Origin of the sequence: Alloactinosynnema sp. L-07, from assembly GCF_900070365.1 — a bacterium.
Lineage (GTDB): Bacteria > Actinomycetota > Actinomycetes > Mycobacteriales > Pseudonocardiaceae > Actinokineospora.
This window is the reverse complement of sequence record NZ_LN850107.1, coordinates 5,597,370-5,615,848: the sequence shown is the minus strand read 5'-3', so window position 1 is coordinate 5,615,848 and position 18,479 is coordinate 5,597,370. Positions and strand designations below refer to the sequence as shown.

Sequence of the window (18,479 nt, the reverse complement as noted above, 5' to 3'; positions counted from 1 at the left end):
ATGCGAGACGAGGACGAGTTTCGGGCGTTCGCCCATGGTCACGCGCCCACGTTGCGAAGATCGGCATACCTGTTCTGCGGGGACTGGCACCTGGCCGAGGATTTGGTCCAGACCACCCTGATCAAGATCTACAAGTCGTGGTCGAGGGTGGGCAAGCGCGAGACCACGCACAACTACGCGCGCACGGTCCTGCTGCGCACGTGGCTCGACGAGAAGCGCAGGCCATGGCGTCGTTCGGAGCGGGTCGGCCCGGAGGTCCCGGACACCCCGGACCCGTCGGCGGACGTCGCGGACTGGGTCGGCCGGGCGTGGGAGCGGGATCTGGTGCACCAAGCGCTGTTGGCGCTGGGTCCGCGTCAGCGGGCGGTGTTGGTGCTGCGGTACTTCGACGAGCTGAGCGTCGCGGAGACCGCCGAGGTCATGGGGTGTGCGGAAGGGACCGTCAAAAGCCAGGCCGCCCGCGGTCTGGCAGCGCTGCGCGCGGCGGTCGGGGGACTTTCGGAAGGGGAGTTGGTGGCGACATGACAGAGCGGAACCGCGAATGGCGCCAAGTCGGCAGTGAGGTACGGCCGTGAGTGAGAACGACCTGCGCGAAGGGCTGCGCGTGGCGTTGGCCGACGAGCCCACGTTCGACATCGACGCGGTGGTGGACCGCGCGCGGACGGCGGTGGCGCGGCGGCGGTGGGCCATGGTCGGGGGCGCCGCGGGGGCGGTGGTGGTGACGCTGGCGGTGGTGCTGCCGACGCTGGCGAGAAAGATGCCTGACGGGCATGTCGCCGCGGCCTTCCCCGGACCGAGTGCCACGTCCAGCCGCGACTTGTCGGCGAAGCTGATCAGCCGGGTGCGGTCGGAACTGCCGCAGGCGACCGATGTGCGGGTCGCGCCCGGCCGCGGTACCCCGGAACACGCCAGGCGAACTGTTCGGTTCGCGCTGGACTCGGCGCGGCTGGAACTGGTCGTGGTCGTCCACGCCCCCGGCTCGCTCTCGACGGACCCGACCCGGTTCTGTCCGGCGATGACGCAAACCTGCGAGATCGTCGCGCTCTCCGAGGGGCGCATCCGGGTTGTGGACCGCGACGCGACCCGGCGGGTCTGGGAGATCCGGCCCGACCGCACAGTCGTCGCGGTCTCGGGATCGCTGCCCGACACGGTCGGCGACGCGGTGCTCGAAGCGGTCGCGGGCGATCCGGCGATCACCGCGTGACGTGCCGGGGTACCGGGGCGCTGGGGGTGCTCCGGTACCCCGGTAAGCTGGGCAAACGTGAGCGCCGCGCAGAAACCCCGCATCCCGAACGTCCTCGCAGGCCGCTATGCCTCGGCCGAGCTGGCCACGCTGTGGTCGCCGGAGGAGAAGGTGCGGCTGGAGCGTGAGCTGTGGCTCGCGGTGCTCACCGCGCAGGCCGAGCTCGGCGTCGACGTGCCAGAGGGCGCTATCGCCGACTACCGGCGCGTGCTGCCCGAGGTCGACCTGGCGAGCATCGCCGACCGCGAACGCGTCACCCGCCACGACGTCAAGGCGCGGATCGAGGAGTTCAACGCCCAGGCCGGGCACGAGCACGTGCACAAGGGCATGACCTCGCGCGACCTCACCGAGAACGTCGAGCAGCTGCAGGTCCGCCGGTCGCTGGAGCTCACTCGCGCCAGGGTCGCCGCCGTGCTCGCGCGGCTGGCGCGGCTGGCCGCCGAACACGGCGACCTGGTCATGACCGGCCGCTCGCACAACGTCGCCGCGCAGGCCACCACCCTGGGCAAGCGCTTCGCCACCGCCGCCGACGAGCTGCTGGTCGCCTTCCAGCGGCTCGACGAGCTGATCACCCGCTACCCGCTGCGCGGGATCAAGGGCCCGGTCGGCACCGCCCAGGACATGCTCGACCTGCTGGGCGGCGACGCGGCCAAGCTCGACCGCCTGGAGCAGGTCGTCGCCGAGCACCTCGGCTTCGCCTCGGTGTTCACCAGCGTGGGCCAGGTCTATCCGCGGTCGCTGGACTACGACGTGGTCTCCGCGCTGGTCCAGCTGGCGGCTGCCCCGTCGAGCCTGGCCAAGACGATCAGGCTGATGGCGGGCCACGAGCTGGTCACCGAGGGTTTCAAGCCCGGCCAGGTTGGCTCGTCGGCGATGCCGCACAAGATGAACACCCGCTCCTGTGAGCGTGTCAACGGCCTGGCGGTCATCCTGCGCGGCTACGCGTCGATGGTCGGCGAGTTGGCGGGCGATCAGTGGAACGAGGGTGACGTGTCCTGCTCGGTGGTCCGTCGGGTCGCCCTGCCGGACGCGTTCTTCGCGCTCGACGGTCTTCTGGAGACCTTCCTGACGGTCCTTGACGAGTTCGGCGCTTATCCGGCTGTGGTGGCTCGCGAGCTTGACCGGTATCTGCCGTTCCTGGCCACTACGAAGGTTTTGATGGCCTCGGTGCAGGCTGGGGTGGGTCGGGAGACCGCGCACGAGGCGATCAAGGAGAACGCTGTCGCTGTGGCGTTGGCGATGCGTGAGCAGGGCATTGAGCGGAATGATCTGCTTGACCGGCTTGCTGCTGACTCCCGTATTCCGCTGGATCGGGCTCGGCTTGATGCGCTGCTGGCTGATCGGCTGCCGTTTACCGGGGTCGCTGGGACTCAGGTGGGTGCCGTGGTTAAGCGGGTTGAGGATGTGTTGGGGCGTTTTCCTGAGGCCGCGGGGTATGTTCCGGGTGCGATTCTTTGATTCTTTCGTTTCCCTTTGACGGTACGCCGGAGCATTTTCGCGAGCAGGTGGCGGAGTTGTGGGCGCAGGCTTGGGGAGATACCAGTGGCCACGATCCGGTGCTCGGTCCGGTGTCGATGCTGCTGGTCGACGGCGACACCGTGGTCGCGGCGCTGGACGTCCTCGGCAAAGAGATCGTCCACGCTGGTCGGCGGTATGTCGCGGGTGGGCTGAGTACGGTGGTCACCCGCAAGGACTCGCGCGGGCTGGGGCATGGGCGGCGGCTTGTCGCCGCGGCTCGGGAGGCGATGTCGCAGGGGTATGACCTGGGGCTGTTCACCTGTGATCGGCCGCTGCAGGGGTTCTATGAGAGTGCGGGGTGGCGGGTGTTGCCGGGGGCGGTTCTCGTGGGTGGGACTGCGTTGGCACCGTTTCCTAGTGATCTCGATGGGTTTGACAAGGTGACAATGGGGGATTTCTTCTCGCCTGAGGTTGACCAAGTGTCTTTTTTGGGCGCGCGGATTGAGTTGTATTCCGGGGAGATTGACAAGCTCTGGTGAGCTGGTTTGCTTTGGGTGCCTGAATGGCTCACGGGCCGCGTGCGACCAGGACGGTGGCGGAGACTCCTGTGACTGGTGCTAGTTCGTGGGCTGCTGAGTCGCCGTTGATCGTTATTGCTACGTGGCCTGCTGAGTCGATCAGTAGGACGGCCTCTCCTGGTTCCGCGTCGGCGAAGGTGCGTCCCACTACTGCTTCCAGGGAGCGGTCGCCGATTTGGGCGTGGGCACGCCAGCCGGGGGCCGCTCGGGTGGCGGCCAGGTCGGTGGCGGTGGCGGCTAGTTGGACGTTGCCGAAGGCGTCGGTGCCCAGGACTTCGGTGATGAGCCTGCCTGGGACGGCCATGGTGATCGGCTCGGGGAGTCGGATCAGGGTGGTCGGGTCGATCTGGTGGCCGTTGGGTGCGGTGCCTGCGGCGATTCTCGCGGCGGCGGGGGCGAAGACGTCGCGGCCGTGGAAGGTTGCCGAGGTGGGGTGGTCGGTTAGTTCGTAGGCGGCCGTTATTCCTTGGCTCGTCGCGGCGGGGAGGAGGAGGCCGTTGTCCGGGCCTACGAACACCGCCGTTTCGGTGACGATCACGATGGCCCGCCGGGGTGTCCCGACGCCTGGGTCGACGACGGCCAGGTGTACGGCGGGGGGCAGCGACGGCACGGTCTGGGCTAGGACCGAGGCGCCTCGGCGGATGTCCAGGGGCGGGATGAGGTGGGTGACGTGGATGACCCGCACGGCGGGGGCGATGCGGGCGATGACGCCTTCGCAGGCCGCGGGGTAGCCGTCGGCCAGGCCGTAGTCGGTGGTGAACGAGACAAAGTCGAACGCCATGGGAACAAGTGTCGTCGCCCAACGTTCCACGTGAAACCCGAAGCTCCGGCGGGGTGCGTAAGCTGCTGAAACGTGCCGACGCTCTCTGACTATCCCAAGATCGCCGCGGGCAAGGTCCGCGAACTGTACGCGATCGATGACGACCATCTGCTGCTCGTCGCGTCCGATCGGATCTCGGCGTACGACTTCGTGCTGGACACGCCGATCCCGGACAAGGGACGCATCCTGACCGCGATGAGCGTCTTCTGGTTCGAGCTGCTCGGCGACCTGGTGCCCAATCATCTCGTGGCCTATGACGACGAGCGGATCCCGGCCGATGTGCGCGGGAAGGCGCTGATCGTGCGGCGGCTGTCGATGCTTCCCGTGGAGGCCGTCGCGCGCGGCTACCTCGCGGGTTCCGGCACCACGGACTACCAGCGCACGGGCGCGGTGTGCGGCGTCGCGTTGCCGAGTGGGCTGGTCGAGGGGTCGCGACTGCCCGAGCCGATCTTCACCCCGGCGACCAAGGCGGCCCTGGGTGAGCATGACGAGAACGTCGACTTCGCCGCCGTCGAAGCCGAGATCGGCTCCGAGTTGGCCCACCGGGTCCGCGAGCTGACCCTGGCGATCTATGGCCGCGCGGCCGATCACGCGCTCGCCAAGGGCGTGATCCTCGCCGACACCAAGTTGGAGTTCGGACTGCTCGACGGCGAGATCGTGCTGGGCGACGAGGTCCTCACCCCGGACTCGTCGCGGTACTGGCCGACCGAGACCTACGCGCCGGGCAAGGCGCAGCCGTCGTTCGACAAGCAGTACGTCCGCGACTGGATGACCTCGCCCGCCTCCGGCTGGGTGCGCGCGTCGGAACTGCCGCCGCCTCCGCTGCCCGAAACCGTCGTCGACTCCACCCGCGCGCGGTACGTCCAGGCCTACGAACAGGTCACCGGGCGGAAATTCGCCGACTGGATCGGGTGATTCTCCACAAGCGACACCTGGTTGTCATCCGGATGCGCTGTGCTGGATAGCGTGACGGGACGACTCGTGGTTTCGCTGGCCGGTATCGACACCCGGACGCTGCACCGCTGCGCCGACCTCGCCGAGGAGATGCAGAAGCGCGCGGTGCCGCTCTCGCTGCTGTTCGCCCCCCGTCGCGACGGCGCGGTCGCCGACTGGGTCCGCACCCGCCGCGCTGCGGGTGACGCGGTGCTCATGCACGGCTTCGACCACTCGCCCGAACCCCGCGGCCGCACCATCGCCCTGGGCCGCCGCGCCGAGTTCGCCGCGCTGCCCGCGCATGAGGCGGGCCTGCGGCTGACCGCGGCGGTCGCCACGATGGACCGCCTCGGCCTGGCCACCGACGCCTTCGCCCCACCCCGCTGGTACGCCTCGCGTGGCACCGTGACGGCGTTGGAGCGCAAGGGTTTCACCCTGTGCGCCGACCTCTACGGCGTGCGTGACCTGCGCACCGACGGCGTGCACCGCTCCCGGGTCCTTGGCCTCGCGCACACCGAGCGCGCCGAGACCCTCTGGTGCTTCACCTTCGTCCTCGCCGCGGCCCGCGTCGCCCGCCGCGGCGGTTTGGTCCGCCTGTCCGTGGACGCCGCCGACCTCGCCCGCCCCGGCCTCCGCCAGGCCGTCCTGGACGCCGTCGACAACGCCCGAACCCACGGCGCGGCAGGCATCACCTACCCCGAAGTCCTTGCCCCACACGCCCTTCCGGCCGCGACGCCCATCCCGGCCCGGAGCGTTCCGGCCACTCTCTGAGCCAGATACGGGAAGCCCCCGTCGAGACCGGCTGGTCTCGACGGGGGCCTTATTCACCACCCGGTGGGTCTGATCAGAAGGTCACCTTCCAGGAGTTGATGTGGCCGACGTCGTAGCGGGCCACGTCCTGGACCTTCAGGCGCCAAGTGCCGTTGGCGACCTCGGTCGACGCGTTCACCGTGTAGGTGGCGATCACGTTGTCGGCCGAGTCGTTCGAGGAGGAGTTCTTCATGCGGTAGGTCGAGCCGTCCGGGGCCACCAGGTCGATGACCACGTCGCCGCGCCAGGTGTGGACGATGTTGACGTCGACCTTCAGCGTGGCGGGGGCGTTGCCCGTGACGCCGGTGACGGCGACGTCGCTGTAGACCGCCGCGCCGGGCGAGTCCGCGATCTGGACGTCGTTGGTGTTCTCGAAGACCTTGCCGGGGGGCGGCGGGGTGCCACCGGAGACGGCCTCAAGGGCGTCGACGCGGCCTTCGCCGAAGAAGTTGTTCTTCGCCGTGGTGCCCGAGCAGCGGCTGTCGGTGCAGGCCAGGTCGTCGGCCTGGACGCCGAGCTTGGCGCGCAGCTGGGCGACGGTGGCGGTCGGGTCGACGCTGACGAGCAGCGCGGCGACACCCGCGACGTGCGGGGAAGCCATCGAGGTGCCGGACTTGGCGCCGTAGCCACCGCCGGGGACCGTCGAGTACACGCTGTCGCCCGGTGCGGCGACGGCGATCTTGTCGACGCCGAAGTTGGAGAACGACGACTTGGCGTTGGACGAGTTGATCGACGCCACGGTCACGACGCCGGGCAGCTCGGTCGGGACGCTGAGGCAGTCGTTGGTGATGGTGCGGCTGGCGGGCGTCGAGTCGTTCGGGCTGGTCGTGTCGGTCGACTTGCTCGACAGGTTGTAGTTCTCGTTGCCCGCGGCGGCGACGTGCAGCACGCCCTTGCCCTCGGCGTACAGCGCGGCGCGCTTGGTGCCTTCGAGGATGGCGGCCTGGTCGAGGTTGTTGGGGCAGTTGAACAGCCACGGGTCGGTGTAGTAGCTGTTGTTGGTGACGTCGATGCCCTTGTCACCGGCGAACACGAACGCGCAGATGGTGTTCTCGGCGTAGAACAGGCCGCTCGGCTTCTCCGCGATGCGGACCGAGGAGATCTTGACGCCCGGCGCCACGCCGACCATGCCCTTGCCGTTCTTGGCCGCGGCGATGGTGCCCGCGACGTGCGTGCCGTGGGTGTCGGTGTCGCGCCACGAGCCCGCGCGGGTGTCGAGCTTGCCGTAGGCGCAGGACGCCGACTTGGTGGCGTCGAAGTTGGCCTTGAGGTCGTAGTGCTGGTCGTCGACACCGGTGTCGAGGATGCCGACGGTGACGCCTGCCGAGCCCTGGTTGACCGCCCAGGCCTGGTCGGCCTTGATCTGGGTCATGTCGGACCGGTTGGTCTCGTTGGCCGTCGGGGTGGTCTGCGACGGCGACGCCGGGATCGCCGGGTTCGCCGCGTCCGCCGGGACGTCGCTGGTGCGGGTCGCGCCGACCTGCTGGACACCGCTGACCGTGCGCATCTTGGTGGCGAAGTCGGTGGCCGACGAGTGCGCCACGATGACACCGATCGCGTCGTAGGACGCGTACACGGAGCCGCCGTTGGTGCCGACCGCGGTCTTGGCGCCCGCGGTGTCGTTCGGGGCTGTGATGACCAGGTACGAACGCAGGCCTGCGGCAGCGGAGATCGACTCCGGGGCGGCAGGGACGCCGGGGGCGGCCAACGCGGGCACGGCGGTGGCGATGAGTCCGGCGCCGACCAGCGCGGCGGTGGCCGCGCGGCGGAGCCGGGTGCGTGAACGCAGGAACACGATGTCCTCCGGACAGAAATCAGGGGCGGACCCGCACCGGTCGGCGCGGGCTGCAGGAGCCCGTTACCCAACCTTGAGGCCGCGAAAGGGCTTTCGGGACGCCATGTGATGAACTAATTCGCCGAATTGCGCCGAACGGTCGACTAGACCTCGGCCGTCTCGGCCGCGACAGGTAGGTGTACGTGGGAACCGGCCGGGCCCATCGTGGTGAAACGGTTGAATGATGAATCAATACCGCCCTGACTCAGCCAGCCTTCGTGAATGGGAATGGCAATACGGGGCGCGACCGCGCGGAAGTACTCGACCGTCTCGGCCAGCTTCATCCACGGCGCGGCGGTCGGCAGTGCCAGCACGTCGATCTTCTGCTCCGGCACGAACAGCGAGTCGCCGGGGTGGTAGAACGCGCCGCCGTCGACCACGTATCCCAGGTTGGGCGGCATCGCGATCTCCGGGTGGATGATCGCGTGCGCCCCGCCGACGGCCGCGACCTCCGCGCCGCCGAGCGTCACCGTGTCGCCCTCACGCAGGACGCGCGCGGCCAACCCAAGCGGCTCGATCTCGGCGGCCGTTCCGGGGTCCACGACGAGTTCGGCGTGCTGGTTGGCGGCCATGAGCGGGCCGATCCGGTCGGGGTCGATGTGGTCGCCGTGCACGTGGGTGACCAGGACGCCGTCGAGGTCACGCAGGTCCTCGAAGCCGTGCGACCACACGCCGGGGTCGAACAGCAGCCGCGCGCTCGCGGTCTCGATGAGGACGCAGGAGTGGCCGAAATGCGTGATCTTCACGCTCGGCAGGGTATCTCCGCCGCTGAGTACTGACCGGTAACGTGAGGGCATGACGACCGTTCAGGCGACCTTCGAATCGGTGAACCCGGCTACCGGAGAGGTGGTCGGCACCCATCCGATCGCCACCGCGGCGGAGGTCCAGGCCGCCGTCGACCGGGCCCGCCCGGCCGCGGCCTGGTGGGCATCACTGGGGTTCAGTGGTCGTGCCGAGCGGCTCAACAGCTGGAAGGCTGTTCTTACTCGGCGCGCGCACGAACTTGCCGACGTCGTGCGGGCCGAGACCGGAAAGCCGCACGGCGACGCCATGTTGGAGATCATTCTGGCGATCGACCACACGGCTTGGGCGGCCAAGAACGCGCGGAAGGTGCTCGGGGCGCAGCGGCGCTCTCCTGGCCTGCTGATGATCAACCACGCGGCGTCGGTGGAGTACCAGCCGTTGGGTGTCGTCGGGGTTATCGGGCCGTGGAACTATCCGGTGTTCACGCCGATGGGCTCGATCGCGTATGCGCTGGCGGCGGGGAACGCGGTGGTGTTCAAGCCGAGTGAGTACACGCCCGCGGTGGGTCGGTGGCTGGCGGACAGCTTTGCTGAGGTCGTGGCTGAGCAGCCGGTCTTCCAGGTGGTGACGGGGTTGGGGGCGACCGGTGCCGCGCTGTGCCGGTCGGGCGTCGCCAAGATCGCGTTCACCGGATCGCCCGGGACCGGCAAGAAGATCATGGCCGCGTGCGCCGACACTTTGACGCCGGTGCTGATTGAGGCGGGTGGCAAGGACGCGCTGCTGGTCGACGCTGATGCGGATGTGGACGCCGCGGCTGACGCGGCGGTGTGGGGTGGGTTCTCCAACGCTGGTCAGACGTGCGTGGGTGTTGAGCGGGTCTATGTGCATGAGCAGGTCTATGACGAGTTCGTGGCGAAGGTCGTGGCCAAGGCTCGTGCGGTGAAGCCGGGGACGGAAATCGGGCCGATCACGATGCCCGCTCAGCTCGACATCATTCGTCGCCACATCTCCGACGCTGTTGCCCGTGGTGGGCGGGCGCTGGTTGGTGGTGGGGTTGGGGAGCGGTTTGTGGAGCCGACGGTGTTGGTGGATGTTCCTGAGGACGCCGACGCTGTGCGGGAGGAGACTTTCGGACCGACTCTGACGGTGGCCAAAGTGCGTGACATGGATGAGGCGATCGCCAAGGCCAATGACACCGCTTACGGACTCGGCGGAACGGTGTTCTCCAAGGCGCGGGGAATGGAGTTGGCGCGGCGGTTGCGGTCGGGGATGGTGGCGGTGAATTCGGTGATCAGTTTTGCCGGGGTGCCGTCATTGCCGTTTGGCGGGAGTGGTGATTCCGGCTTTGGTCGGATTCATGGGCCTGAGGGTCTTCGTGAGTTTGGTCGACCGAAGGCGATCGCGCGGATGCGGTTTCGTGCGCCGTTGACGTTGACGACGTTCGCTCGGACGGCGAAGGTTGATGAGCGAGTGGCGAAGCTGATCAAGCTGCTGCACGGGCGCTGACCCGCGGCTCTACAGCGCCGCCAGCACCGCTGCTTCTTCCGCCGCGGTCAGCCCTGCCTTGCGTTCGCGGTCCAAGCCCATGGCGCGCTCGTGAGCCAGGGCGCCCTCGACGGCGTCGGCGAGTGGGCGCGGCTTGAGTCCGGCGGCCAAGGCTGGGCCCGCGTCGCGGCTCGCCATCAGGCGGTGCGACTCCGGGAGCCACAGTGGCAGCGACTTGGGTCCCATCCAGGCCTGCACGCCGTGCTTGACCAGCACGTCCTCCGCGACGGGCACCAGTTCCACGTCGAATCCCGCGGCCATTTCGCGCAGGAGGTTCGACAGTGGCACCGCTGGGCCGGTGACGTCGAATGTGCCTTTGAGCTGTGTCTCCGCGGCGTCCACCAGCCAGGTCGCGGCGTCTCGTACGTCGAGGTAGCCGGTGAGCTGGTCGGCGTCGGGGGTTACCACCTGGCCGCCTTGGGACATCCGGGCGGGCCAGTAGCCGAAGCGGTCGCTGAGGTCGCCGGGGCCGGTGAGGAGGCCTGCCCGGGCGATGAACGCGTCTGGGAATGCTTCGCGGACGGCGTTTTCGCTCGCGACCTTGATGTGGCCGTAGGACTCCATGTCGTCTTCGGTTTCGCGTGGCGGCAGGAGCTCGTCGTTGATCTTGTCTGGCTCCGCGTAGACGCTGATGGAGGACACGAAAGTCCAGTGCCCGACCCGGCCTGCCAGGGTGTCCACGGCCCGCCGGACCCAGGGGAACGAGATGCGGGCGACATCGACCACCGCGTCGAAGTCGCCGGTCAGTGCGTCCAGTCCGTCGTCGGCGTCGCGGTCGACCTTGACCAGGTGGGCGCCGGTGGGGACCTGGCCGGACTCACCTCTGGCGGCGCAGGTGACGGTGTGGCCGCGGGTCACCGCCTCGGTGGCGACGGCGTGGCTGAGGAATCGGGTACCGCCGAGTACGAGGAGTCGCATGCCTCACCCTCACCCGAACGGACCTTACGGCGCCACTGATCTCGCCGAGGGTGAACAGGCTGGCCAGTGGCCCGGCTCACCCGTGGCAAAGGTGGCGCGCTGATGAATTCCCAGCTCAGGTAGGCTGCGGCGGTACCGGCCCGCTCGAACTCAGGAGTAGCCCGCCGTGGCCCGAGTCGTCGTCGACGTCATGCCCAAGCCGGAGATCCTCGACCCCCAGGGGCAAGCCGTGGCGCGCGCGCTGCCGCGCCTGGGATTCGACGGGGTGTCCGATGTCCGTCAGGGAAAGCATTTCGAGCTGGAGGTCGACGACTCGGTCGACGACGAGACGCTCGCCAAGATCGCTGAAGGTTTCCTGTCCAATCCGGTCGTCGAGGACTTCGTCGTGCGGCGGGTGGACTCGTGAGGATCGGGGCCGTCACCTTCCCCGGGACCCTCGACGACAGCGACACGCTGCGGGCCATCGCCGCGGCGGGCGCGGAGGCCGTGCCGCTGTGGCACGGTGACGCGGACCTGCGCGGGGTCGACGCGGTCATCCTGCCCGGCGGGTTCTCCTACGGCGACTACCTGCGCGCAGGCGCCATCGCCCGGTTCGCCCCGGTGATGGGCGAGATCGTCGACGCCGCCCGCAAGGGGCTGCCGGTGCTCGGGATCTGCAACGGGTTCCAGGTCCTCTGCGAGGCCGGGCTGCTGCCGGGGGCGCTGCTGCGCAACGCCGGGCTGCACTTCGTCTGCCGCGACCAGTGGCTCAAGGTGGAGAACAACACCACCGGGTGGACCACCCGCTTCGAGCAGGGCGCCGAGATCATCATCCCGGTCAAGAACATGGACGGCCGCTACACCGCCGCCCAGTCCACTGTGGACGAGCTGGAGGGTGAGGGTCGCGTGGTGTTCCGCTACGTCGGCGAGAACCCCAACGGCTCCCTCAACGACATCGCGGGAATCAGCGACCCGACCGGCCGCATCGTCGGGCTGATGCCGCACCCCGAGCACGCCATCGACGCCCTCACCGGGCCCAGCGACGACGGTCTCGGCCTGTTCCTGTCCATTCTCGACTCGGTGGTGACCGCATGATCGACACCGTCGAACACGCGCAGGCGACCCCCGACCAGGCCCAGCCCTGGAAGGAACTCGGCCTCAAGGAGGACGAGTACGCCCGCATCCGCGAGATCCTCGGCCGCCGCCCCACCGACGCCGAGTTGGCCATGTACTCGGTGATGTGGAGCGAGCACTGCTCGTACAAGTCGTCCAAGGTGCACTGGAAGCACTGGTCGGCCAACACGACGCCGGAGATGAAGGCGAAGATGCTGGCGGGCATCGGCGAGAACGCCGGGGTCGTCGACATCGGTGACGGCTGGGCGGTCACGTTCAAGCTGGAGTCGCACAACCACCCGTCCTATGTGGAGCCCTACCAGGGCGCCGCGACCGGTGTCGGCGGCATCGTCCGCGACATCATGGCGATGGGCGCGCGCCCGCTGGCGGTGATGGACCCGCTGCGCTTCGGCGCGGCCGACCACCCCGACACCAAGCGGGTGCTGCCCGGGGTCGTGGCGGGCATCGGCGGCTACGGCAACTGCCTGGGTCTGCCCAACATCGGCGGCGAGGTCGTCTTCGACCCGTCCTACCAGGGCAACCCGCTGGTCAACGCCCTGTGCGTCGGCGCGATGCGGTCCGAGGACCTGCACCTGGCGCACGCGTCGGGCACCGGCAACAAGGTCATCCTCTTCGGCGCCCGCACCGGCCTCGACGGCATCGGCGGCGTGTCCGTGCTGGCCAGCGAGACGTTCTCGGGCGACGAGTCGGGCACCGGGCGCAAGAAGCTGCCCGCGGTCCAGGTGGGCGACCCGTTCACCGAGAAGGTGCTCATCGAGTGCTGTCTTGAGCTGTTCCGCGAGGGCATCGTGGTCGGCATCCAGGACCTCGGCGGCGCGGGCCTGTCGTGCGCGACCAGTGAGCTGGCCAGCGCCGGCGACGGCGGCATGCGCGTCGAGCTCGACCGGGTTCCGTTGCGCGCCACGGGAATGACCGCGGCCGAGATCCTCTCCAGCGAGTCGCAGGAGCGGATGTGCGCGGTGGTCAAGCCGTCCGATGTGGACGCGTTCATGCGCGTGTGCGCCAAGTGGGACGTCATCGCCACCGAGATCGGCGAGGTCACCGAGGGCGACCGGCTGATCATCACCTGGCACGGCGAGACCGTGGTCGACGTGCCGCCGCGCACCGTGGCGCACGAGGGCCCGATGTACGAGCGCCCGATCGCTCGCCCGGCCGACCAGGACGACCTGATCGCCGACAGCGCGGCGTCGCTGCCCCGTCCGTCCACTCAGGACGAGCTGCGGGCCGAGATCCTGCGCATGGTCGGCTCGCCCAACCTGGCCTCGCGCCGCTGGGTCACCGAGCAGTACGACCGCTACGTGCGTGGCGGCACCGTGCTCGCCCAGCCCGCCGACGCGGGCATGATCCGCATCGACGAGGAGACCGGCCGCGGCGTCGCGCTGGCCACCGACTGCAATGGCCGGTTCGTCAAGCTCGACCCGTACACCGGCACGCAGCTCGCGCTGGCCGAGGCGTACCGCAACGTGGCCGTCTCCGGCGCCACCCCGCTCGCGGTCACCAACTGCCTCAACTTCGGCTCCCCCGAGGATCCGGGCGTGATGTGGCAGTTCGAGGCGGCCGTGCGCGGCCTGGCCGAGGGCTGCAAGGAACTGGGCATCCCGGTCACCGGCGGCAACGTCAGCTTCTACAACCAGACCGGCAGCACCGCGATCCTGCCCACCCCGGTCGTCGGCGTCCTCGGCGTGATCGACGACGTGCGCCGTCGCATCCCGACCGGCATCGGCGGCGAAGCGGGCGAGACCCTGCTGCTGCTGGGCGACACCCGCGACGAGTTCGACGGCTCGGAGTGGGCGCACGTGGTCCACGGCCACCTCGGCGGCGTCCCGCCCAAGGTCGACCTGGTCCGCGAGAAGCTGCTGGCCGAGGTCCTGGTCGCCGGCTCGCGCGACGGGATGATCTCGGCGGCGCACGACCTGTCCGATGGCGGTCTCGTGCAGACCCTGGTCGAGACCTGCCTGATCGGCGAGGTCGGCGCCCGCGTCTTCCTCGACCCGGACCAGGACGCCTTCGTCCAGCTGTTCAGCGAGTCGGCAGGCCGGGTCCTGGTGGCCGTCCCGCGCTCGGAGGAACTGCGCTTCACCGAGATGTGCGCGGCTCGCGGCCTGCCCTGCAGGCGGACCGGCGTGGTCGACCCGGAGTCGGCGTCCCTGGAGATCCAGGATGTCGCGACGTTCCCGCTGGAGGAACTGAGCACCGCCTGGGAAGGCACCTTGCCAGCCCTGTTCGGCTGATCGTCCTACAATCCGACAATCCCCTTGTTGAACAATTCTAAGATTGTTCAACAAGGGGATTGTTCGCATGTAGAAGCGTTCAAATGTAGGATTGTTGAACTATTTCTCCGGGCGAGGGCCGTACTTGGACTCCAGCTCGGCGTAGCGGTCCTTGTTGGCCGCCTTCGCCGCCGGGCTGAACGGCAGCGGCAGCTTGTCGGTCGCGATGCTGGTCCCCGCGCTGTTCATGATCTCGGCTTTGACGTCATGCAACGCCGACGGCGCCAACCACGTCTCCTTGATCACGAACTCGGCCAGGTCCTTCGCCGCGCTGTCCTCCCCCTGTTTCACGGTGGCCTTGACGATCAGATGTTCGCCCTGGTCCAACCCGCTTTTGTACACATAGGACGCGTCGGAGACCTCCGGCCGCTTCTCCAACTCGGTGACGATCTTGTCGCCCAAGGCGTCGACCCGGTTGTCGTGCGTGGTGCACCCGGCGAGCGCCAAGACCAGCGCGGCCGCGGCGAACAGTTTCCTCACTTGCGCGTCACCTTGTACTCGTAGGTCTCCGCCGAGCTTCCCCCGGTGAAGTCGCCCATGCTGTCCCGGAACCGCGTCACCGAAGGATCCTGGCTGCCGTCCAGCTGCCGGGCCGCCTCGGTGTAGTTGCCGCCGATGGCGTGGTTGCCGCCAGCGGTGCCGCTCTGGTTGTCGAACCTCACCGTGGTCCGGTTGTGCTGGTCCGGGTTCTCCTTGGCGTCCAGGTGGGGCACCACGTCGCCGTTGTTCTCCAGCGACAGCATCTGCACCCCGTTCGGCACCGGCATCCCGCCGACCGGCGAACCAGCCGTGATCACGTGCGTGACGTTGTACTGCCCGCTGTTGACGAAGTCGTTCGCCGCCCGCGCCGCGACCATCCCGCCCTGGCTGTGGCCCACCAGCATGACCGGGTCGCCCGGCCGCACGCCCGCCCGCGCCAGCGCCTCCTCGATCCCCTTCTGCAGCACCGTCTCGTTGCCCGCCATCGCGTCGACGTTGGTGCCGAGGTCGTTGGCGCTGTGCGCCGACTGGTCCCAGGGCGCGTTCCATTCCTTGGTGCCTGGGATGTCCACGACGTAGCCGGTGATGTTGCCGTTGGCGTCGCGGACCGCGGTGACCGAGACGTTGCTGTCGTCGTCGTTGTTGCGGTGGTCGAGCCCGTTGATCAGGTCACCGAGCCCGTTCGGCGGCGTCGTGCCGATCTCCGTGGTGTCCATCTGCGCCGGGTCGTTCGGGCCGGGGAACGTGTTGGGCTCGCCGTCCGGATACGCGGCCGCGATCAGGTTCGTCAGCGTCGCGAGGTCCGTCGGCAGGCCGAGAGCGCTCAGCGCGCCAGGGGACATGCCGAGGATCGTGTCGATCATGCCGGGGTGGTCGACCAGCCACTTCTGCCAGTCGCCGTCGTAGTTGAGGTACACGTCCGCGGCGATGGCGCCCGCACCCGCGACACCGAGGGCCGGGTTGACCGCGACGGCAGCGCCCATCAGCCAGCGCCCAGCCTCCAGCGCCTTGGCGTTGAGGTCGTCGACGACCTGGTAGGCCTCGTTGGCCGCGCGCAGCGCCAGGCCGCGCAGGCCGATCGCCGCCGACGTCGCGGTCAGGCCGCTGGGGCCGTCGAGCGCGCCCAGCATGGACATCTCGAAGCGGGCCACGCCGCCGGGGTTGAGCAGGCCGGAGGCCAGCACGTCCGGGTCGACCAGGTACTTGTGGCTGCTCATCGCGATCGTCAGGGTCGAGCCCGCGACGTCGTCGGTGAGCACGCCCATGGCGGCCAGGTCCTCGTAGTGCGCGTCCGTGCCGCCCGCGCCGCCGCCGACGGTGATGTTGGTGACGCCAGGTCCGGTGTCGGTCACGCCAGCGCCTCCGCCACGAAGGGGGCCACCCAGACCCCGAGGTCGGTCCGCTCGACCGGTTCAAGGTCGACCATTCTGCGCGCGCCCGGCCGGACGCCGACCCAGCCCGCGTCGGTGTGCAGCCAGGTCACCTGCGCGGTCCGCACGCCGTCGCCGACCAGCGCGGTGACCAGCGTGTTCAGCATCCCGTCGGTGCGCCGCACGACATCGCGGGCGAACGCCGCCTGGTCGGCGGGCAGCTTCAGCTCCGCCAGCACATACGCGGGTGCCTCCGGGTCGGCCTCGCGCAGCAGATCGGCCACTCCCAGCTCGTGCAGGGCGACCAGTGGGACCGACCCGCGCGGCGGCTCGGCCTCGTCGGGGTCGTCGAGCATCGAGCCGATGCCGCCCTCGGTCTCGGCGGGCACCGCCCGGACCAGCTCGCGGCCGAGGTCGACCGCGGCGAACATCGACAGCTCGACACCCGCGTCGGGCAGCAGGAACAGCGACGCGCCGAGCGCCCCGGCCAGCGCGTGCAGGCTGCGGGAGCCGCGGGCGCCTGCCGTGGCGGTGGTGTCGAACATGATCTGCGGACCGGCGAGCACCCGCAGGTTCGTCTCGATCGACGGGTGGACCTTGAGCAGGTCACCCGAGCCCTTGAGCACGCCCTTGCGCACCAGGGCGTCGAGGTCGGCCTCCAGATCGGGCGCGGGCTCCCAGCCCGGCGGCGGGCTCACCCTGAGCCTGCCGACCAGGTAGGTGTACTCCGCCGCGGTCAGCGTGAGCCGGTGCGCGGCGGGAACAGCGGTGGCGGGCATCACGCGACCCCCTGTGCCCGCATGAAGGTGCCGACCTCAAGCCACTGCTTGTCGCCCGCGGGCGGAAGGTTGTCCGGCTGGTAGCGCCAGCCCTCCCACGGCGGCCGGGGCGCCTGCGGGGCGTCGCCGCCGCCGCCGAACACACCCGTGACGGTGTCGACCATGTCGCTGACCATGTTCTTGAAGCTCTCCAGTGCCCGGTTGAACCGGTCGATGGCGTCGTTGAACCAGCCGACCACGGCCTCGGCGATCCGCTTGATCGCCGCGAGCAGCTCGCGCAGCTCCTGGGCGTGGCGGCGCAGTGCGGCGGCCGCCTCGTCGAGCTTGCCCGCCGTGCCGTCGAGGGACTCGCGGTCGCCGGTGATGGTCTCGCGGCAGCGGTCGGCCGCGATGGACTTCCACCGCATCGCCGCGGCCTGCACGTCCATGTCCGCGCCGTGTTTGCGCACGTCGTCGGCGCGCTGTTCGATCTTGCCCGCGAGCCGGTCGAGCTCGTCGGGGTCCCCGTAGAACGCCATGCCGCTACCCCCAGGGGTCGGGTCGTCACCGCACCATACGAGATGGGTAGACGATGGCGCCCGGTTAACGGTTCCCCTAAGTCGCGAGCAGTTCGGCGTCTACGTCCGGCGGCTCGGCGAAGCGGGCGCGGTCGAACTTGGTCGGGCCGAGGAACTTGGTCTCGGTGAGGTTGACCGGACCCAGCGCGGTGAAGCCGGAGAACCACGCCTTGCGGTGGAAGACGATGTGGTGGGCGTGCAGGATCCCGTGGCTGACCGCGCCGGTGAACCACGCGCTGCCCAGAATCTCCGAGCCCCAGATCGAGTTCGAGTTGTGCAGTTGGGCGAACCGCAGCACCAGCGTGCCCACGACCCGCTCGGAGATGTCGAAGTACTCCAGGTCGGCACCGGTCAGGTCGAGGTTGTAGCGGACCGGGTCGGCCGAGCCCTTCTCCGGGAGCAGGTCCTGGATCACCCGCTGCGCGGTCCGCCGGACCTGCAGCTCCCGCATGTCCACGGTCTCCCGGTCGAACGGCATCCGCAGATACGAGCAGACGACGTCGAGCACGGTCTGGGAGTAGTACGGTCGGTTGCGCGCCAGGTTGCTCAGCGCGTGCATCGCGCCGACGCGGACCTGGTCGGCGTCGTTGCCGAGCAGCTCGACGGCCCGGGCGAAGCGTTCGTCGGCGACCCGCTCGCGGTCGTGGTCGCTGCGCGCCATCTCCAGCTCTTGCTTGCTCCGTTCGATGACCTGCCGCTCCTCCTCGACGCGTCGCCGCCGGTCGTTGAGCCAGAGCGCGTAGAGCGCCACGACCGATCCTGCCGCGAGACCGCCGGTCTTGAGCGCTTCGCCGCGATTGGGATTGGGCTCGCTCATCAGCCAGCCGGTGACCAGCGCGAGCAGTCCCGCCGACACCAGCACGGTCCCCGCCAGCCACCAGCCGGACTTGCCGCGCTTCACGGCGAGCCGGGAAACGGCGAACACGGCGAGACCCGCCACCAGGGCGACCAGGCCCGCGATCACAAACACTGTCGAGTTCATCGCGGGTCAACTTAGTGCCATGGTGACGGGCCACGGAACTGACCG

At 69.4% G+C, this 18,479-nt stretch carries 19 protein-coding genes; 10 read left to right on the top strand and 9 right to left on the bottom strand.

Translation table 11 applies throughout. From position 1 onward, the window contains the following. The 4 genes from BN1701_RS25405 to BN1701_RS25390 are packed head-to-tail and all read left to right on the top strand — an operon-like array spanning nt 1 to nt 3,240. Nucleotides 1–525, top strand: coding sequence for an RNA polymerase sigma factor (locus BN1701_RS25405; RefSeq protein ID WP_054052904.1), 525 nt, complete (start codon nt 1–3; stop codon nt 523–525). Between the two features lie 46 nt (nt 526–571). Beyond that, on the top strand, nt 572–1,204 hold the full coding sequence (locus tag BN1701_RS25400) for a hypothetical protein (protein WP_054052902.1): 633 nt from the start codon (nt 572–574) through the stop codon (nt 1,202–1,204). A gap of 57 nt (nt 1,205–1,261) precedes the next feature. Beyond that, complete coding sequence (purB, locus tag BN1701_RS25395; protein WP_054052900.1) at nt 1,262–2,701, top strand: adenylosuccinate lyase; 1,440 nt, start codon at nt 1,262–1,264, stop codon at nt 2,699–2,701. Next, nucleotides 2,698–3,240 (top strand): GNAT family N-acetyltransferase, encoded by a 543-nt coding sequence (locus tag BN1701_RS25390; protein WP_054052898.1) that lies wholly within the window; start codon nt 2,698–2,700, stop codon nt 3,238–3,240. The genes purB and BN1701_RS25390 overlap by 4 nt, the downstream gene beginning before the upstream one ends. A 28-nt stretch (nt 3,241–3,268) precedes the next feature. Here BN1701_RS25390 and BN1701_RS25385 read toward each other — a convergent pair whose 3' ends face one another. Further along, nucleotides 3,269–4,060: an S-adenosyl-l-methionine hydroxide adenosyltransferase family protein gene (locus BN1701_RS25385; protein WP_054052896.1), complete on the bottom strand. Its 792-nt coding sequence runs from the start codon at nt 4,058–4,060 to the stop codon at nt 3,269–3,271. Nucleotides 4,061–4,132: 72 nt separating this feature from the next. On the opposite strand from BN1701_RS25385, the gene BN1701_RS25380 reads away from it, so the two are divergent. Continuing rightward, complete coding sequence (locus BN1701_RS25380) at nt 4,133–5,014, top strand: phosphoribosylaminoimidazolesuccinocarboxamide synthase (RefSeq protein WP_054052894.1); 882 nt, start codon at nt 4,133–4,135, stop codon at nt 5,012–5,014. A 51-nt stretch (nt 5,015–5,065) separates the two neighbouring features. Beyond that, on the top strand, nt 5,066–5,803 hold the full coding sequence (locus BN1701_RS25375) for a DUF2334 domain-containing protein (RefSeq protein ID WP_054052893.1): 738 nt from the start codon (nt 5,066–5,068) through the stop codon (nt 5,801–5,803). Nucleotides 5,804–5,876: 73 nt separating this feature from the next. Here the strand turns inward: BN1701_RS25375 and BN1701_RS25370 are convergent, their stop codons facing one another. Together BN1701_RS25370 and BN1701_RS25365 are read right to left on the bottom strand one after the other, a co-directional pair. Then, nucleotides 5,877–7,637: a S8 family serine peptidase gene (locus BN1701_RS25370; protein ID WP_172803316.1), complete on the bottom strand. Its 1,761-nt coding sequence runs from the start codon at nt 7,635–7,637 to the stop codon at nt 5,877–5,879. A gap of 143 nt (nt 7,638–7,780) precedes the next feature. Then, nucleotides 7,781–8,422 (bottom strand): MBL fold metallo-hydrolase, encoded by a 642-nt coding sequence (locus BN1701_RS25365; protein WP_054052891.1) that lies wholly within the window; start codon nt 8,420–8,422, stop codon nt 7,781–7,783. 49 nt (nt 8,423–8,471) lie between these two features. Here BN1701_RS25365 and BN1701_RS25360 point away from each other — a divergent pair, with 49 nt between their 5' ends. After that, nucleotides 8,472–9,926: an aldehyde dehydrogenase family protein gene (locus BN1701_RS25360; RefSeq protein WP_054052889.1), complete on the top strand. Its 1,455-nt coding sequence runs from the start codon at nt 8,472–8,474 to the stop codon at nt 9,924–9,926. Between the two features lie 9 nt (nt 9,927–9,935). On the opposite strand, the gene BN1701_RS25355 is transcribed toward BN1701_RS25360, so the two are convergent. After that, nucleotides 9,936–10,883 (bottom strand): NAD-dependent epimerase/dehydratase family protein, encoded by a 948-nt coding sequence (locus BN1701_RS25355; protein WP_054052887.1) that lies wholly within the window; start codon nt 10,881–10,883, stop codon nt 9,936–9,938. Nucleotides 10,884–11,049: 166 nt separating this feature from the next. Between BN1701_RS25355 and purS the strand changes: the two genes are divergently transcribed. The 3 genes from purS to purL are packed head-to-tail and all read left to right on the top strand — an operon-like array spanning nt 11,050 to nt 14,227. Beyond that, entirely contained in the window at nt 11,050–11,289 is a 240-nt protein-coding gene (gene purS, locus BN1701_RS25350; protein ID WP_054052885.1) for a phosphoribosylformylglycinamidine synthase subunit PurS, read from the top strand. Further along, on the top strand, nt 11,286–11,957 hold the full coding sequence (gene purQ, locus BN1701_RS25345; RefSeq protein ID WP_054052883.1) for a phosphoribosylformylglycinamidine synthase subunit PurQ: 672 nt from the start codon (nt 11,286–11,288) through the stop codon (nt 11,955–11,957). Before purS ends, purQ begins: the two co-directional genes overlap by 4 nt. Beyond that, complete coding sequence (gene purL / locus BN1701_RS25340) at nt 11,954–14,227, top strand: phosphoribosylformylglycinamidine synthase subunit PurL (RefSeq protein WP_054052881.1); 2,274 nt, start codon at nt 11,954–11,956, stop codon at nt 14,225–14,227. Before purQ ends, purL begins: the two co-directional genes overlap by 4 nt. Before the next feature lie 99 nt (nt 14,228–14,326). Here purL and BN1701_RS25335 read toward each other — a convergent pair whose 3' ends face one another. The 5 genes from BN1701_RS25335 to BN1701_RS25315 all read right to left on the bottom strand — a co-directional run bounded on the left by BN1701_RS25335 (nt 14,327) and on the right by BN1701_RS25315 (nt 18,434). Beyond that, entirely contained in the window at nt 14,327–14,746 is a 420-nt protein-coding gene (locus tag BN1701_RS25335; RefSeq protein ID WP_054052879.1) for a hypothetical protein, read from the bottom strand. Next, nucleotides 14,743–16,098 (bottom strand): alpha/beta hydrolase, encoded by a 1,356-nt coding sequence (locus BN1701_RS25330; protein ID WP_054052877.1) that lies wholly within the window; start codon nt 16,096–16,098, stop codon nt 14,743–14,745. The genes BN1701_RS25335 and BN1701_RS25330 overlap by 4 nt, the downstream gene beginning before the upstream one ends. After that, complete coding sequence (locus BN1701_RS25325) at nt 16,095–16,895, bottom strand: hypothetical protein (RefSeq protein WP_054052875.1); 801 nt, start codon at nt 16,893–16,895, stop codon at nt 16,095–16,097. Before BN1701_RS25325 ends, BN1701_RS25330 begins: the two co-directional genes overlap by 4 nt. Further along, the gene (locus BN1701_RS25320; protein WP_054052873.1) at nt 16,895–17,413 is read right to left on the bottom strand and encodes a WXG100 family type VII secretion target; all 519 of its coding nucleotides are present in this window, start codon (nt 17,411–17,413) and stop codon (nt 16,895–16,897) included. The genes BN1701_RS25325 and BN1701_RS25320 overlap by 1 nt, the downstream gene beginning before the upstream one ends. 76 nt (nt 17,414–17,489) lie before the next feature. Further along, nucleotides 17,490–18,434, bottom strand: a complete 945-nt coding sequence (locus BN1701_RS25315) for a hypothetical protein (RefSeq protein ID WP_157368214.1) — start codon at nt 18,432–18,434, stop codon at nt 17,490–17,492. Nucleotides 18,435–18,479: the final 45 nt, after the last annotated feature.